Source organism: Advenella faeciporci, assembly GCF_014652395.1.
GTDB lineage: Bacteria > Pseudomonadota > Gammaproteobacteria > Burkholderiales > Burkholderiaceae_B > Advenella > Advenella faeciporci.
The window spans coordinates 1-16,144 of record NZ_BMYS01000025.1 but is presented as its reverse complement, the minus strand read 5'-3'; the positions used below and the strand labels follow the sequence as shown (position 1 = coordinate 16,144).

The following is a 16,144-nucleotide window of genomic DNA, read 5'->3' as shown; positions in this document are numbered from 1 at the left end:
AAAGATATTCCTGTAATCTTTAAGTGGTCATTATCTTACCGCATAATGACCTTGTTCAACTGTAAAAAAATTAAAATTTCCCGCTGTTACTTATGCTCATCATTGGCAATGAACGTGAGTGATTCATTTTCCAGTTCTACGATAACCGCTTGCTTGATGAGGCTCTGGTTAAAGTCTGCGTCAATGAGACGGTAAATACCGGCAATGGCCAGCAGCTCGGCGTCCAGGTGAGTGGTGAAAATACGGGCCTGGGTATTGCCCCTGGCGCCCGCAATGGCCTTGCCCCGCAAGGGGCCGTACACATGGATGTTGCCATCGGCGATAATTTCCGCACCCCGGCCTACCGCACCAATAACAATCAGATCACTGTTACGGGCATAAATACGCTGGCCAGAACGAAGCTGACGCTTGATGACCAGGGTGGGTTCAGCCTGTGGGGCTTCTGCCGGTTTGGGTTCTGGCGTTGCGGGCGCTACCTGCGGTATGGGCGCAGCCGGTGGCTCGTCGGCCACACGGCCAGCATTGGATGGCGTAGAGAGGGTAACCGGCACCAGGCCGGCTTTACGCGCGCTGTCCAGTACGCTTCCTTCGGCCATGACGCCAATCACGGGCAGGTGGTTGGCCTGCAGGTGGCTGAGCAGCGCAGACCAGTCTGGCGCTTCGCTAATCCGGGTTGCATCAAGCACAACAGCCTCGTCCTTGAACAGGCTGCCGGCTTCTGTCATTTTACGTGTAATGGCTTCTTTAAGGGCAGCAAGATCGCTGCTGTTAAGCACAATGCGTAATGCAAACAGGGAGGCACTTTTAAAGATGAGTGCGTTAGTTGTATTGGCTTTGCTTGTCACAGTAATGCCTGTTTCCGAAAAAAGTTAAATCCATTTAAATCCATGAATCACGCAGGGTCACGCTGCGGTTGATAACAGGTACGTCACCAGAGTCCGGGTCTACGGTAAAGTAACCCAGGCGCTCAAACTGCCAACGTGCGCCTGGCGTTGTCTGGATGCCCGGCTCTAACCAGCCCTGAACGGTTTGCATGGAGTTGGGGTTGATGCACGCCAGGAAGTCTTTGTCCTGGCCATCGGGGTGGGCATCGGTAAACAGACGGTCATAGATGCGGAACGTGACCGGTTGGGCATATTTGGCACTGACCCAGGTGATATTGCCCTTGACCTTGACGCTGTCTGCACCCGGTGTACCGCTTTTGGTGTCGGGCAGGTATTCGGCATGAACCTCGGTAATGTTGCCCTGTTCGTCTTTGACGCAACCGGTACAGCGCACGACATAACCGTATTTCAGACGTACCTGGTTACCGGGAAACAGGCGGAAATATTTTTTGGGCGGCTCTTCCCTGAAATCATCGCGCTCAATCCAGAGTTCACGGGTGAACGGGAAAGTGCGACGGCCCTGGTCCGGGTTGTGCGGATTTTTGGGGGCACTGCAGTCTTCCTGCTGATTTTCGGGATAATTGGTAATAACCAGTTTGATAGGGTCGAGAACGGCCACGGCACGATCAGCGATGGGGTCAAGGCTGTCGCGCAGGGCTTGTTCAAGAATGCTGTAATCAATTCGCGAGTCTGATTTTGAGACACCAATGCGTTCACAGAACAAACGCAGGGATTCGGGCGTGTAGCCACGACGGCGCAGGCCGGCCAACGTGGGCAGGCGCGGGTCATCCCAGCCATTGACATGGTTTTCCTTGACCAGTTGCAGCAATTTGCGCTTGCTGGTGACCACGTGGTTCAGGTTAAGGCGGGCAAACTCATACTGCTTTGGCAGGGGTTCATTCAATTTACCCAGGGAAACCAGTTTTTCAAGGACCCAGTCGTAGAAGGGGCGCTGGTCTTCAAATTCCAAAGTGCAAATACTGTGGGTAATGGTTTCCAGTGCGTCTTCAATGGGATGGGCAAAGGTATACATGGGGTAAATGGGCCACTGATTGCCGGTGCGGTGGTGTTCAGCATGGCGAATGCGGTAAATGACCGGATCACGCATATTGATATTGGGTGAAGCCATGTCTATTTTTGCCCTCAGCGCCATGCTGCCATTGGGGTGTTTGCCTTCACGCATTTCAATGAATAACCGCAGTGACTCTTCAGCGGGACGGTCACGCCATGGCGAGTTGGTGCCTGGCGAGGTGAGCGTACCGCGGTTGGCCCGCATTTCGTCAGGGCTTTGCATGTCTATGTAGGCATACCCGCCCATGATAAGGGCTTGGGCAAAATCATACATGTATTCAAAGTAGTCACTGGCAAAATACAGGTTTTCCTGGTCGTTGTTGCTCCAGGAAAAGCCCAGCCATTGAACGGTGTCCTTGATGGCATCAACGTATTCCTGTTCTTCTTTTTCGGGGTTGGTGTCATCGAAGCGCAAGTGGCAAATGCCGCCGTAATCCCGGGCAAGCCCGAAGTTAAGGCAGATGCTTTTGGCATGCCCAATGTGCAGATAGCCGTTGGGTTCGGGCGGAAAGCGGGTGCGGATTCTGGCGCTGTCTTTGGGCGCATTGGCCTGTACCGATGCAGGGCCGGGTACGCCTGCCCATTTTTTGGACTGGTAGCGTCCTGCACTCAGGTCATTTTCAATAATGGTTCGCAAAAAATTGGAAACGGGTACATCAGTTGAGAAATCAGTCATACAGAAATTTATCAATAAATCATGAAATAGCATACATTCTGCCACGTTCAGGAGTTAGACTCACGGTGAATAATCATAGTTAAACAAAATAGTTTGCGAATCGTTGCTTATGCTTGAAATTTCCCCGCTTTTGCTTGCCGAATGGCAGTTTTTTGGCTCATTAGGATTCTTGTCAATGTTTGTGGCCGTGCTGTTTACATCGGCCTGGATGCTGCTTTTTCTGAAGCTGGCCTGGCACTGGACCGGGCAGGAGGCCTGGATTGGGGTTTACCGTTATTGGGTACGGGTATTTGCCCTTGCCATGGTGGTTAGCGTGGCCGTGACCATACCCTTGATGATACAGGTAGGCACGCTATGGCCGGCATTGTTGATGAAAATTGCCGGTGTGGCCGGGCCATTGGCCTGTTTGGCTGTTTTGCTTGCTTTTGCCTGTAAATTGATTTTCCTTAACGGCATGCTTTACCTTAAAGGAAAAATGAAAGAGGGGTGGCATACGGCATCGGTCTTTATGTCGGCGTTAGGTGTAACCGCTATTGTTTACCTGATGCTGGCCTTGCAGTCCTGGATGAACGCCCCGCAGGGAACCATAAAAACGGAAAGCAATATTGTTGTGTACGATTGGATGGCGATTGTGTTTCATCATGAAATTGGCTGGCGGCTGCTGTTGGTTTTTGCGGGTTCCAGCCTGTGTCTGGGTTTCATGATGATGGGGGTGAGTGCCTGGCAGGCCCGGCAACGGCCGTTGAGCCAGGCTGAAAACCTGAGTTTTCGGATTGGTCTGGTCATGGCTTTGTATGGCATGGCAGGGTTCATCGTGCCTGGGTTTTTTGCCCGGGATACCCTGTTTGTACCTGTCGCAGCCAATGGTTGGCGTAACGTGTGGTGGGGAGTAATTCTGTTGCTGGGTATCATGATGTCAGTGTTGGCGGTTTTATGTTATTACTTGCTGGGTAAAAAACGTGAAATAGGTAAAACACCGGTTTTTTTGCAAAACTGGTGTTCAAACATGACTTTTTCGGGCTGGTTGCTGGTTTTATTAATAGCGGCTTTGTCTTATTTTCGAAATTTACCCTTTGTCGTGCAGGGAGAAATTGCCCTGCAGGAAGTGTTCCGGCCCATCAGCACCCAGGCCCTGGCGCTGTCTTCGTTGGTGTATCTGATGGTCTATCTGGTGATTGCCGCCAGTTTCATGCAAATGTTTTACCAGGCTGCCCGCTACGGGGTGGTGCCGGTTCGTAAAGCCATAGGGGCAGCAGCATGACAGATCTGGCAAACTTGTTGGGTTTAAGTATTTATGACCCGGTATTCTGGATGCCACTGGCCTGTATGGCGGCATTTTTCCTGCTGGTGCTGATGGGGGCCATCCTGGACGGTTTTGATCTGGGTGTTGCCCTGCTGTTGCCATTTGCCGGTGAACATCGTGATCGAATGATGGGCTTGTTGGGGCCATGGCGCAATGTCAATGAGTTTTGGTTGCTGTTGGGTATTGTTTTTTTCATGGCCATTTTTCCCAAGGCCTGGGCTTTTATTTTCGGTGTCCTGTATTGGCCCATGATCGCGATTGCCCTTGGGGTATTGCTGCGTAATATTGCCTATGAGTTCCGCTTGCGCTCAACCGGTTGGTTGCGTCGTTTCTGGGGCACCCTGTTTTTTACAGGCTCTTTGTGTATGGTGCTGGGACAGGGCTGGGTCCTGGGCAAATTCGCGGTTAATTTCCAGGAAGAGCCCGGCTACGAATTGTTTGCCTTGTTGATTGCCCTGAGTGTTGTGGCCCTGTACGCCCTGTTGGGGGCACTCTGGCTGGTGATGAGGGTATGTCCCTCACAGGGTTCCCTGCAGGCAATGGCCATCAAATGGGCGCGTCGCACGGCAAGGCTGGGCGCGACGGGCTTGTTTGCCGTGATGGCCGCTCTTGGGCTTAGCAATACCGGTATTTTTTATAAATGGGCGCTGTTTGACACGCTGGGTATTGTTTTGCCGGGTTGGTTGCTGATCTTAAGCCTGTTTGTCATGATTGAGATTTTACTAAGACATGCGCATAAGAATGACTGGCTGGGTCGTCTGCCTTTTATTTTGCTGCTACTTGTCATTGTGTTGGCGGTAGCCGGGTTTGCTTACAGTTACTTTCCTTTTCTGGTTTATGATGAACTAAGTCTGTGGGACAGTATAGATTCGGTCACCACCATGCGAATGCTTGTATGGGGTATGGCTTTTGTCCTGCCGGTCATGCTGGTTTATTTCGGCTGGGTCTACGGAGATATTTTCGATAAATTGCGTTAGTTTTCCGCCAAGGGCAGGGTGATATCCACACACAATCCTCCAGACTCACCGCTACCCAGCTCCAGAGAACCATGATGCGCTTTGGCAATGGTATCAGCAAGCGCCAGCCCCAGGCCTACGCTACCGGTTTTGGTGCGGGCCGAATCCAGCCGGGAGAATGCCCGCAGGGCTTCGGTACGACGCTCAAGCGGAATGCCTTCACCATGATCACAGACAGAGAGCACCACTTTTTTCTTGTCAGTGCGCACCTGAACTTCAACTGGGGGCTGGCCATGTTTCAGGGCGTTGCTGATCAGATTGTCTAAAAGCCGCCCCAATGCCAGGCCATCGGCCTGGATATAAATTTTGTGTTTTGGCATCGATTTCAGGAAAACGGGGCTGCCAGCGCCTTCCCAGGACGAAACGCGCTCATCAATCCAGGTATTGAGTTCAAGTTTACTAAATGTGTAGGTGCCAGGGTCTGAACCGCGTACATAGCCAATGAACTGGTCTATCATGCGCTGCATGTCTTGCACGTCGTTGCGCATGCCTTCTTTCAGGGCCTGGTCGTCGGTCATTTCCAGCCTGAGCCACATACGGGCCAGCGGGCTTTTAAGGTCGTGTGGCAGACCGGCCAGCAGGGTTTGCTGGACCAGTTTGGATTCCTCAAGGGCATCAAGCATTGCGTTGAAGCGTTCACCCAGCAGTCGGGTTTCGGTAGGGCCTGCCGGCGTTACCCTTTCGGGGCGCCCTTGGGCAAGTTGGTCTGCCGCCCTGCTTAAGCGGGTAAGCGGGCGAGTGATATGCCAGGCAAAACCGGCAGCCATGGCAATCAGTAACAGGTTGATGCTTAGCCATGCCATCATGATGGCCTGCATATTGGGCGGTTCTATCCGGTCAAGGGGAATCACCAGCCATTCCCGGATCACGGTGTTGTCAAATTCGTTAAGCTGAGGCAGAAGGGAAATGTACATGCGTGGCTCTTCACCACGGGACAGCCCCACCCGGGTGCCATCATTCAGTTCACGGTTCAGGTGATTGATAATATCGCGCAGGTTGTTGCGCAGATCTCCCGTTGGGTAATCAGCCATTTTTTCGTGGTGCAGGGGGGGTGCTGCATTCCTGCGCAAGGGTTGTGAAAAGCGGGTGTCTTTAGGAAGCTGGCGTGACCATAAGCGCCATTTTTTCTGCGAAGCTTCCTCGATGAAACTGGCCCTGTTTTCGGCCGGTATCTGGGCGACGGCCGCCCTTAAGGTGCGAATGGTGGTAGTCAGGTAATTAACCACCACATCTTCCATATAACGTTCCCTAAGGTAATTGCCTACCGACAGGCTGCCAACCTGGACCAATATGATTGTGCCCAGCATCATGAGGATCATTTGCAGGCGCAGGGAACGGGGCCACAGTTTGAGTTTTTTCATGCATCAGGGGAAAACCGGTAGCCGATTCCCCATACGGTTTGTATCCAGCGCGGGTCTTTGGGATCATCTTCGATAGCCCGGCGCAGACGCAGGATGGCAATGTCGATGGCACGGTCGTTGCGTTCTCCTTCATCGTCATCGCGGGCCAAGGCCAGCAGGCGTTCACGGGACAGGGGTTTGCCCGGGTTTTTGACCAGGGCCTCTAGCAGGTTGATTTCACCGCCGGTAAGTTTAACGACGGTTTCATCCTTGAACAGCTGGCGCCGTGCCGGGTCAAAGGTAAAGGGGCCAAAACTGATGGGGGTTTCCTTGACCAGCGCCGAGGGGCCTTTTTTGCGGCGCAGCACGGTTTCTATGCGGGCAAGCAATTCTCGTGGGTCAAAGGGTTTGCCCAAATAGTCGTCTGCTCCCGACTCAAGGCCAATAATGCGATCGGCGGTTTCATCGCGGGCAGTCAGTAAAATGATGGGAATGTCTTCATTTTGGCTGCGTAGCTTACGACAGGCTTCCAGGCCGTCTCCACCCGGCAACATGCGGTCAAGTACGATCAGGTCGGGTGAGAATTTGGTGATTCGCTGAGGCAGGTCTGTGGCATCCGGGGCCAGTAGCGTGTCGTAACCGTGACGGTTAAGGTACTCGGCCAGCAGCTGCCTGAGCGCCGGGTCGTCATCAACAACGAGAATTTTAATTAGCTGTTTTTCCATAGTGCTTCTATCTTGCCAAAGTGTATGTCATTAGGCAAGTGTTGGAAATGAATTGAAATTGAATGACGCCCGAAAATCAGCCCCGCCTGTAAAAGGCAGGGGTTGGGATGGATTACCGGATATTGAAAGTGCGGTTGGCCTGGGTTTTTTGGTCGTCAATACTGCGAACCCGGATGGTGACTTTTCTTGGGGTCAGGGTTGGCGGCAAAGTAAGGCTCCCTCCTACTTGCTGGAAATTGGTAATGTTGATGTCTGTGGGGGGTATTTCGGCATAACCGGTTTTGCCGTTGCGGTATCTGCCTTCGACAATGAACTCTAGTTGGGCTTTGTAATCGGGTTGGGCGTCATCGCTTTTCATGATGAGCAATTTGTAATCAAGTTTGCCCATGGCCGAATCAAACTCGGCGGCCCGAATACCTAACGGGTTGCCGCTTGGATCGGCAGGAATCGCTTTTTTGATCAGTTCCAGATCGGCCGTCAGCTGCTGGATGCGCTCCTGGCTGCTTTGCAGGGTGTTGCCTTGGGCGGAATTGCTTTTTTTCAGGGCATCAAGATCCAGGGTGGTTTTTTCCAGTTCGGCCTGAAGGCGTTGCTTTTCCTGGGTCAGCACGCTGATCTCATTGGTCAGGCTGTTGGACTCTTCAACGCTAAGACGTTTGGGACCATAATTGGTTTGCAAAAACCAGAATCCGCCAGCGCCCATAATGATGCCAGTAAACAGGATCACGAGCCAGCGAGGCATGCGCTTGCCGCGACGGCTGCTACTGCTTTCATAAACGGAGGGTTTGAAAACGGCTCTTTTTGAAGATCCAAACATTACTGAACTATCCTTTGGTTACGAAATGAAGTGATTTCATTGGGGTTGAATGAAGGAGGCAGGGACATTGCCGTTACATTGTAACTGCTGGTCAAGCAATGCCAGCCTTTCGGGGGTGCCAACATCAATCCATTGTCCGGCATGAAGGCTTCCTTCCACCAGACGGTTTTGCATGGCCAAGCGCAACAGGGGAGCCAGTGGCTGCGGCTGTTGTGGTTTAACGCCTCTGAAAAAGGACGGATGATAGACACCAATGCCGGCGAAGGTGTGGTTAATCGCGGTTGGTATTTTGCCGTGCAATAAACCCTGGGCATCCAGATGGAAATCCCCTTCGGGATGATGGGGGGGATTATCTACCATGAGCAGCCATGCTTGTGTTGATGCATTATGCAAATGGTCAACAATTGTAACTGCCTGCATGGGGTTCCAGTCACACCAGATATCCCCATTGATGACCAGAAAAGGCTGTTCGCCCAGCAGGGGCAGCGCATTGGCAATGCCACCTGCGGTTTCCAGGCCTTTGGGAGATTCGGCAGAGTATTCAATGGCAACGCCAAATTGCTGCCCATTGCCCAGGGTTTCTTCTATTTTATGACCCAGCCAGGCATGATTGATGACAATATCGGTAATGCCAACACTGGCCAGGCGTTCTATGTGCCATACAATAAGGGGTTTGCCACCCACGCACAGCAGTGGTTTGGGCAAGGTGTCAGTGAGCGGGCGCATGCGTTCACCACGGCCAGCTGCCAGAATCATGGCCTGAATCAAAATGTGTACCCCACTTTGTGTTCGATGTTGTCCAGCCGGTCCAGCAGCCTTAGCAGGGGTTTGAAAACAAGATAGCGGTTGGCAACCTGGCGCACATAGGCGTTGACACGGGGAATATGTTGCAGGTAATGATCTTTGCCGTCACGAATGGAAAGCCGGGAAAATACGCCCAAAATGCGTAAATTTCGCTGTAATCCCATAAACTCGTAATCGGTGTGGAAGTTGGCGAAGTCATCGGAGACAGGCAGTTTTGCATCCCGTGCCATTTGCCAGTAACGAATCGCCCAGTCCAGTTGCTGGGGCTCTTCCCAGGTGGTGCGGGCGTCCATGACTAAGGAGGCCAGGTCATAGGAAATGGGGCCGTTGACCGCATCCTGGAAGTCGATGATGCCGGGGTTGGGGCCATAAATGTCCTGGTCACACACCAGCAGATTGGGGGAGTGGTAGTCCCGATGCACGAACACGCAGGGCTGTTTGGCATTGTGGGCCACCAGCAGGCTGAAGGTTTTTTCAAGGGCGTTTTTTTCATCATCGCCAAGCTGGCTTTGGCAATGCTGGTTGACGTACCATTCGGTAAACAGTGCCAGCTCATCGCGCAAACGTTGGGCATTATAAGCGGGCAGCCCCTGGACACTGGCCTGTTGCATTTGTACCAGTGCCCGAAGGGCATCATGGTAGAGTGATTGCAGGGCGGTATCATCAATTCCTTTTTGAATCCGCTGGTAATAGGTGTCGTTGCCCAGGTCAGTGAGCAAAAGCCAGCCGTTTTCCAGATCTTTTTCAAGGATGGCCGGCACATTCAGGCCTGCTTTGGCCAGTTTTTCGGCGATATCAATGAAGGGTGTGCAGTTTTCGTGCTCCGGTGGGGCATCCATGATGATCAGGGGAGCCTGGCTGGTATCCACACGGAAGTAACGCCTGAAACTGGCATCACTGGATGCCGTGCGCAGGCTTGCAGTTTGAATATGATGGGTATTGGCAATGACGGCCAGCCATTGCTGCAAGGCATCTTTACGGGGATCTGCTGAAACGTTTAAGGGCATAGTTATAAAATATGAGTATTTCGCGACAATTGGGTGACGAAACCTGAGTCCTGAATGTAAAATCGGTTTAATTTCAGTGAAAGAATTAAAAAAACCAATTTAAATTAAAGAGCAACTACTATAATTGGTCGTTTCGACTTGGCAGTTACTCTGGAAAAACCTATTTTAAGCTTTTTAACCGGGTTTTGTCTTTGCTGCATCAATAAAATAGTCTGCAGGAGCAATGTCATGGGTGGTCGTTTGCAACCGGGAATAAAATTGTCTGTGTTCCATATAATCAGAGTCTTGAATGGATTTGCTTTTTGTGCGTAAAGTTTGTGCTCTTACTCTGCTGGCGCTTGCCTCGCTTGCCAATACCGGCCTTGCGCAGGCGGCCCCCGGAATACGTATTGATGAATATCCGGCTTTGCAGGATTCCTCTTTGCTGCAGACTGCTGCCGGTGATAAAAAAAATACCGTTACGTTTACCGATAGCGCAAAGGCTGATTACGACAACAATAACAGTGATATTACCCTGCGTGGGCTGGCCCAGGTGCGGCGTACAGACGCGATCCTGAAAAGTGACCAAATCCGTTACAACACGGATAGCGGAGAGATGACGGCAAGCGGTAATACCCGTTTTTTCAAGGATGGCACCCTGATTACCGGCACGGGGCTGAACTACAATATCAACACGGACAGTGGCAAGTTCTTTGATCCGGTTTTTAGCCTGGCGGGTGGCGGAAGCGGCACAGCCAGCGAGGCAGAGGCGCTTGATGAGAATCACACAAGATTGATGGATGTGATTTATTCCGGTTGCGATTGCCCCGAAAAATTCTGGACCATTCAGTCTCCGCAGGTTGATATTTACGATGACGAAAACGAAGGGGTTGCCAAAAACGGGGTGCTGTATATAAAGGGAGTGCCCGTGCTTTGGTCGCCCTACCTTACCTTCCCCGTCAGGGCGGAAAAGAAAACGGGTTTTCTGACACCTACTTATGGTTATACATCAAGGGGTGGTTATGATCTGGCCGTGCCGTATTTTTTAAACCTGGCGCCCAATTATGATGCCACAATAACACCCCGTTATTTAAGCAAGCGCGGGTTGCTGATGGGTGGGGAATTCCGCTATTTAATGCCAGCTTATTCGGGTATTGCTTCAGGTACTTATATTAACAAGGATATGGAGACCCGCGAAAAACGCTGGTCGTATTCTGTCCTGCATAATCATCGTCTGGGCCAGTTCATGGGTCTGAATTTCAATCTGGGGCTGGACTGGAATGGGGTGTCTGACGATAACTATTTCCGTGACTTTACCAGCATGGGCCTGAATGAGGCAGACCAGACCTATTTGTCAAAACGGGCTACCTTGAGCTGGTCGGGATACAAGTACTGGAACGGTTATTTAATGCTGCAAAAGTACCAAACCCTGCAAGACGACACGTTGGGGCGCTTATACGGGCAATATGAAAAAGTGCCTGAATTGAAGGTGCGCGGCAGGCGATACAACTGGAACGGGTTTGATGTGGAAACCGACAATACCCTGACCCGTTTCGAGTTTCCCACTTACTTTGGTGATATTGTTGATTTGTCCCGAACCGATGGACACCGTGCCCCTGATGGCACCCGTTTTACATCCTACAACACCATTAGTTATCCAATTGTCCGTCCTGGTTGGTACGTTACGCCCAAGGCAGGCTTGCATGTCTCCCATTACTCTACCGACTGGTATGAAGAGTTTGGTCGGTATGGCTTTAGAAGCCAGGCGGGTACCCAAAAGGGTTCCATTGATCGGGTATTGCCTATCTTTTCCCTGGACAGCGGAATGACTTTTGAACGTAGCACCACGCTGTTCGGCAAACCGTCCCTGCAAACCCTTGAGCCTCGACTGTATTACTTGAATATCCCCTATAAAGACCAGTCGGATATTCCCATTTATGACACCTCCATCAGTCAGTTCGGTTTTGGTTCCGCTTTTGCTGAAAACCGTTACAGTGGTGGCTGGGATCGCATTAATAATGCCAATCTGCTTACCCTGGGAATAACCAGTCGCTGGTTTGATGAAGATAGCGGTTTCGAGCGGTTGTCCCTGCAACTGGCACAACGGTTTTATTTTGAAGACCAGAAAGTAACCTTGCCTGGAGAACAGGTCCGTAAACGCTCCAAGTCGGATTATCTGGCGGGTTTAAGTGCCGCGCTTACCGATACACTGAATACCGAACTGGCCGTGCAGGTGGATTCGGCTGACCAGAATGTGGTGCAGTCTTATGCCTCTTTGCGCTGGAAGCCCAAACGGCTGGCCAGCGTTTCCATGTCTTACCGTTACCAGCAGGATCCTTTTCTGGATGAGCGTGGCAATCCTTTGCGTTATCAGTTAAAGGGCAAGGAAACCACCAGCCTGTCGGCACAATGGCCATTTACTGAAAAAATATCCGGTGTTGGCCGTATTGATTATTCCATTCAGGATAAAAGGGTAACGCAATCCATTCTTGGTTTTGAATATAAAGGTAACTGCTGCTGGACCGGCAGGGTTGTCATGCAGCGTTATGCAGTCTCAAAAGAAAAAGCAAATTCTGCTATATTCTTACAATTGGAATTATCCGGTCTTGGGTCTCTAGGTAGTGATCCCATGGGTTTGTTAAGAGAAAATGTGCCGGGCTATGAGTCAACAACCGTCCCGGTTCCAGTAAAATCTACATTTGAAAGGTATGAATAATGCGTAGACTAAAACGCGTACGCCAACTCGCATTTGCAACTATTCCCGTTTTCTGCCTTGCATTGCCAATGGTGGCGCAAGCAGCACCGGGGACAGCTGGCAAAACTGCGAAAACACAAGCTCAGTTTGGTGATGGCATAGCCGCGGTAGTCAATACTGAAATTATCACCATACGCGAGCTGGACAATCGAATGGCATCCCTGCGAATCAGCGGGCAGGGTGGAGCAGCCCGGGATCAAGTGCTGCAGTCCATGATTGATGAAAAACTGATGAAGCAGGATGCCGAACGGCTTGGCGTCAAAGTTACCGATGCCCAGTTAAATCAGGTGCTGGCAACGATCGCTCAGCGCAATAACATTCCTGTTGAACGTTTGAAAGAAGAAGTCAGCCGTTCTGGCATGAAATGGGATGAGTACCTGCAAAACCTGCGCAATGAAGTGATGATGGATCAATTGCGCAACCGTATTATTCAAAGCCGTATCAGTGTGACCGAATCTGATGTGGATGCTTTTTTGAAGCAGCATCCCACCGGCGTGCTACCTAAAAAAGAGGTTGCCTATACGCCTCCGCCGCCTCAGAAACAGGTTGTGGTTGAGCGTTCTTTCGAACCTAAAGCAGTCGCTTTGCAGCATATATTTATTCGTGTCCCAGACAACGCTTCTGAAGATGTCATTGAGGCCGCCCGTAAAAAAGCCAATGAGGCAATGGGTAAAATCAGGCGGGGTACCAGTTTTGCCGCTGTGGCCAAAGAGTATTCTGATGGCCCGGAGGCAGGTAATGGTGGACAATTGGGTATCCGGCTGTTTGAAGACTGGCCTTCCCTGTTTGTAAACGTGACCCGAAACGTGGCGGATGGACGTACGACCGGGGTTTTCAAGGCGCCTAACGGTTTTCATATCTTGAAAGTGCTGGAGCGCCGTGGCTTGATTAAAGAAAACAAGCGTGTTGTTACCGTGCAGCCACCACCACCGCCCAGACCACAGTTTTCTCCCATGGAAATAGCTGCCAAACAGCAAGGGCCGGTTAATGTGACTGAATCCAATGTCCGTCATATTCTTGTCAAAACCAGTCCTGTGGTTTCCGACAAGCAGGCTTACGAGCGAATTCAAAGCCTGCATAACCGCTTAAGCAATGGTGAGGCTTTTGAAGACGTGGCACGCAAGTTCTCGCAAGATACCTCTGCCCCACTGGGGGGGGAGATTGGCTGGATTGCACCTGGTGTGGCCGATCCTGAATTTGAAAAAGCGGTGGCCAATTTGCAGCCGGGCCAAATCAGTAATCCAGTGCGTTCTGCGTTTGGCTGGCATATTATTGAAGTGCTTGACCGTCGATCCGGTGACAAGCAGCCGGAAATCCGTCGAATGCTGGCTCGACAGACCTTGTATGAGCAACGGGCAGAACCTATTTTTACTGACTGGTTGCAACAATTGCGTTCACAGTCGTTTATTGATAATCGCCTGAGTGGCTCTATTTCTGCCAGAAACTAAACTATGACAGTACATCAGGCAAGAAAGCGTTTTGGCCAGCATTTTCTGGTGGATGAAAGCGTAACTGAAGCAATTGTCCGTGCGGTGAATCCTGACCGTGGTGACAAGGTGGTGGAAATCGGGCCGGGGTTGTCTGCCCTTACGGCCCCTTTGCTGGCCTGCCTTGATCACCTGACAGTGGTGGAAATTGATCGTGATCTGGCGCAGCGGTTACGCAATACCTATAGCCCCAAAAAAATAACGGTCCATGAGGCCGATGCCTTGACGGTGGATTTTAGCCAGTTTGGTTCGCCCTTAAGAGTGGTGGGGAATCTTCCCTATAATATTTCCAGTCCGTTGCTGTTCCATTTAATGGACTATGCCAATCATGTGCAAGACCAGCATTTCATGTTGCAAAAAGAGGTCATAGACCGGATGGTGGCAAAGCCGGGTTCATCGGATTATGGCCGCTTGTCTGTCATGTTGCAGTCACGCTATAAAATGCATTGGCTGTTTGATGTTCCACCCGAGGCTTTTGATCCGCCACCGCGGGTAATGTCGGCAGTGGTGAGAATGATCCCTTTGCCTGATTCGCGTCCGGCTCCAAAGCAATGGCAGGTGTTTGAACAGGTGGTTGCACGTTCTTTTTCACAACGCCGAAAAATGTTGCGTCGCTCATTGGCTGACTGGGAAATAGATTGGGATACTGTGGGTATTAAGGAAACGGCCCGGGCCGAAGCCTTAAGTGTGGCCGATTTTATCCGTCTTTCAGATTACCTGCTTGATAACGGCAAAATCAACCGGGTTTGAAGTAATGAACGGTATTCGTTCCCACGCAGGAGCGTTGGAACGAGTCAAAATATCCGTTCCCGCACAGGAGCCTGGGAACAAGTCATAGCGGTAAAATCAACCGGTTTTCTGGTTCCCAGGCTCCTGCGTGGGAATTTCTAGTCCCCACGCTCCCGCGTGGGGACTGGTTATTTAAGTTTATAGTTTTTCTTGTTACCATGCTCTTGCGTGGGAACTGGTTATTTAAGTTTATAGTTTTTATCTCGTTTATTTGTCTGGTTTGCAAGAAAAACCTGCATAATATCCCTGCTGCGGTCTTGTAGTAATTGAGATGTTTTTTGCATGGCTTCTTGCAAGCTCATGGGACCATTGCACAGGCTGAAGGCCGCGGTAATTCCCTTGTTGTAGAGCGCCTGATAATTGTTGCCCAGCGTTCCGGCAATCACAATAACCGGGACCTTATGCTGTTGTGCCAGGGCGGCTATGCCAGCCAGTGTTTTGCCCTGAAGGGTCTGCTCGTCAAGTTTTCCTTCGCCCGTAATAACCAGATCGGCATTTTCAATAAGCTGCGCCAATCCTGCAAATTCGGCAACAATTTCCACCCCGGGACGAAACCGTGCCTTCAGGAAGCTCAGGCCTGCAAAACCAAGCCCCCCAGCAGCGCCAGCACCCTGTTCATGACGCATATCTTTGCCAAGCGTGGTGGCGGTAATATCGGCATAATTCGCCATCACCTGGTCAAGGAACAGAACCTGTTCTGGCGTGGCCCCTTTTTGTGGGCCAAAAATCGCAGCGGCGCCATGGTGACCGCATAAAGGATTATTCACATCGGAAGCCAGGGTGAAGCCAATCTGCGACAGGCGTGGATCCATACCCGAAATATTTATTTTTTCAAGCCGGGCCAGTTCTGCCGGGACGGGTTCCAGCAATGTATTGTTCTTATCCATAAACTGAATGCCGAGGGCGGCAAGCATGCCGACACCTCCATCGGTGGTGGCCGAGCCGCCCAGCCCCAGGATAATATGTCTGGCCTTTTTATTTAAAGCTTCAAGAATAAGCTGGCCAACCCCAAACGTATTGGAACGCAGTATGTTTCTGTTCTGGGGCTGGATTTGTTCAAGACCGGCCGCGCTGGCCATTTCAATAATGGCCGTTTCGTTGTTGGTCATGGTCCATGTGGCGGTAACCGGTTGGCCCATTGCATTCTGGACCGTGCTTTGCATGAGTTTGCAGTGGGTGCTTTGTGCGATGGCCAACACGGTTCCTTCTCCACCATCGGCCATCGGAACGCAATGGATGCAGGCGGAAGGCGCTGCTTGCCTTACGCCTTGGGCAATGGCCGTGGCCACTTCATGGGCTGGCAGGCTTTCTTTAAAGGAGTCAGGGGCAATGATGATTTTCATGGTTTATGCATGGGGTATATGCATTCCCACGCGGGAGTGAAGTGACCCCCAAATGTTGGACGGTTAAAAACTAGGCAGCTAAAACCTGAGTCCGGTATTGTACTGGACTCAGGCCATTTAATTTGAGCTTGATACGCTTGTGATTATA

The 16,144-nt window shown here is 51.2% G+C and carries 14 protein-coding genes; 5 read left to right on the top strand and 9 right to left on the bottom strand.

From position 1 onward, the window contains the following. Window positions 1-86: 86 nt before the first annotated feature. A complete protein-coding gene (gene minC / locus IE074_RS13450) occupies window positions 87-845 on the bottom strand; it encodes a septum site-determining protein MinC (RefSeq protein WP_189385966.1) in 759 nt (252 codons plus the stop codon). 34 nt (window positions 846-879) lie between these two features. Beyond that, the gene (locus IE074_RS13445; protein WP_189385965.1) at window positions 880-2,631 is read right to left on the bottom strand and encodes a glutamine--tRNA ligase/YqeY domain fusion protein; all 1,752 of its coding nucleotides are present in this window, start codon (window positions 2,629-2,631) and stop codon (window positions 880-882) included. Window positions 2,632-2,740: 109 nt separating this feature from the next. Here IE074_RS13445 and IE074_RS13440 point away from each other — a divergent pair, with 109 nt between their 5' ends. Together IE074_RS13440 and IE074_RS13435 are read left to right on the top strand one after the other, a co-directional pair. Next, complete coding sequence (locus tag IE074_RS13440; RefSeq protein WP_189385964.1) at window positions 2,741-3,892, top strand: cytochrome ubiquinol oxidase subunit I; 1,152 nt, start codon at window positions 2,741-2,743, stop codon at window positions 3,890-3,892. After that, window positions 3,889-4,911, top strand: coding sequence for a cytochrome d ubiquinol oxidase subunit II (locus tag IE074_RS13435; RefSeq protein ID WP_189385963.1), 1,023 nt, complete (start codon window positions 3,889-3,891; stop codon window positions 4,909-4,911). The genes IE074_RS13440 and IE074_RS13435 overlap by 4 nt, the downstream gene beginning before the upstream one ends. Here the strand turns inward: IE074_RS13435 and IE074_RS13430 are convergent. From IE074_RS13430 to IE074_RS13410, 5 genes are all read right to left on the bottom strand, one after another. After that, window positions 4,908-6,311 carry an ATP-binding protein gene (locus IE074_RS13430; protein ID WP_189385962.1) on the bottom strand — a complete coding sequence of 468 codons (1,404 nt, stop codon included), beginning with the start codon at window positions 6,309-6,311 and terminating at the stop codon, window positions 4,908-4,910. The genes IE074_RS13435 and IE074_RS13430 overlap by 4 nt on opposite strands. Continuing rightward, window positions 6,308-7,015, bottom strand: coding sequence for a response regulator (locus tag IE074_RS13425; RefSeq protein WP_189385961.1), 708 nt, complete (start codon window positions 7,013-7,015; stop codon window positions 6,308-6,310). The genes IE074_RS13430 and IE074_RS13425 overlap by 4 nt, the downstream gene beginning before the upstream one ends. 112 nt (window positions 7,016-7,127) lie before the next feature. Then, window positions 7,128-7,832: a DUF6776 family protein gene (locus IE074_RS13420; protein WP_189385960.1), complete on the bottom strand. Its 705-nt coding sequence runs from the start codon at window positions 7,830-7,832 to the stop codon at window positions 7,128-7,130. 36 nt (window positions 7,833-7,868) lie between these two features. Then, the gene (gene murU, locus IE074_RS13415; RefSeq protein WP_189385975.1) at window positions 7,869-8,597 is read right to left on the bottom strand and encodes an N-acetylmuramate alpha-1-phosphate uridylyltransferase MurU; all 729 of its coding nucleotides are present in this window, start codon (window positions 8,595-8,597) and stop codon (window positions 7,869-7,871) included. Next, window positions 8,597-9,643, bottom strand: a complete 1,047-nt coding sequence (locus IE074_RS13410; protein ID WP_189385959.1) for an aminoglycoside phosphotransferase family protein — start codon at window positions 9,641-9,643, stop codon at window positions 8,597-8,599. Before IE074_RS13410 ends, murU begins: the two co-directional genes overlap by 1 nt. Window positions 9,644-9,932: 289 nt before the next feature. On the opposite strand from IE074_RS13410, the gene IE074_RS13405 reads away from it, so the two are divergent. The 3 genes from IE074_RS13405 to rsmA are packed head-to-tail and all read left to right on the top strand — an operon-like array spanning window position 9,933 to window position 14,614. After that, complete coding sequence (locus IE074_RS13405; protein ID WP_189385958.1) at window positions 9,933-12,338, top strand: LPS-assembly protein LptD; 2,406 nt, start codon at window positions 9,933-9,935, stop codon at window positions 12,336-12,338. Further along, window positions 12,338-13,825 carry a peptidylprolyl isomerase gene (locus IE074_RS13400; protein ID WP_189385957.1) on the top strand — a complete coding sequence of 496 codons (1,488 nt, stop codon included), beginning with the start codon at window positions 12,338-12,340 and terminating at the stop codon, window positions 13,823-13,825. The genes IE074_RS13405 and IE074_RS13400 overlap by 1 nt, the downstream gene beginning before the upstream one ends. Before the next feature lie 3 nt (window positions 13,826-13,828). Beyond that, window positions 13,829-14,614, top strand: coding sequence for a 16S rRNA (adenine(1518)-N(6)/adenine(1519)-N(6))-dimethyltransferase RsmA (gene rsmA / locus IE074_RS13395; RefSeq protein WP_189385956.1), 786 nt, complete (start codon window positions 13,829-13,831; stop codon window positions 14,612-14,614). A 218-nt stretch (window positions 14,615-14,832) separates the two neighbouring features. On the opposite strand, the gene IE074_RS13390 is transcribed toward rsmA, so the two are convergent. Then, a complete protein-coding gene (locus IE074_RS13390; protein WP_189385955.1) occupies window positions 14,833-15,996 on the bottom strand; it encodes a glycerate kinase in 1,164 nt (387 codons plus the stop codon). Window positions 15,997-16,066: 70 nt separating this feature from the next. Further along, window positions 16,067-16,144 (bottom strand): IS3 family transposase (locus tag IE074_RS13385; protein ID WP_189385954.1); only part of this gene is annotated, 78 nt, incomplete at its 5' end.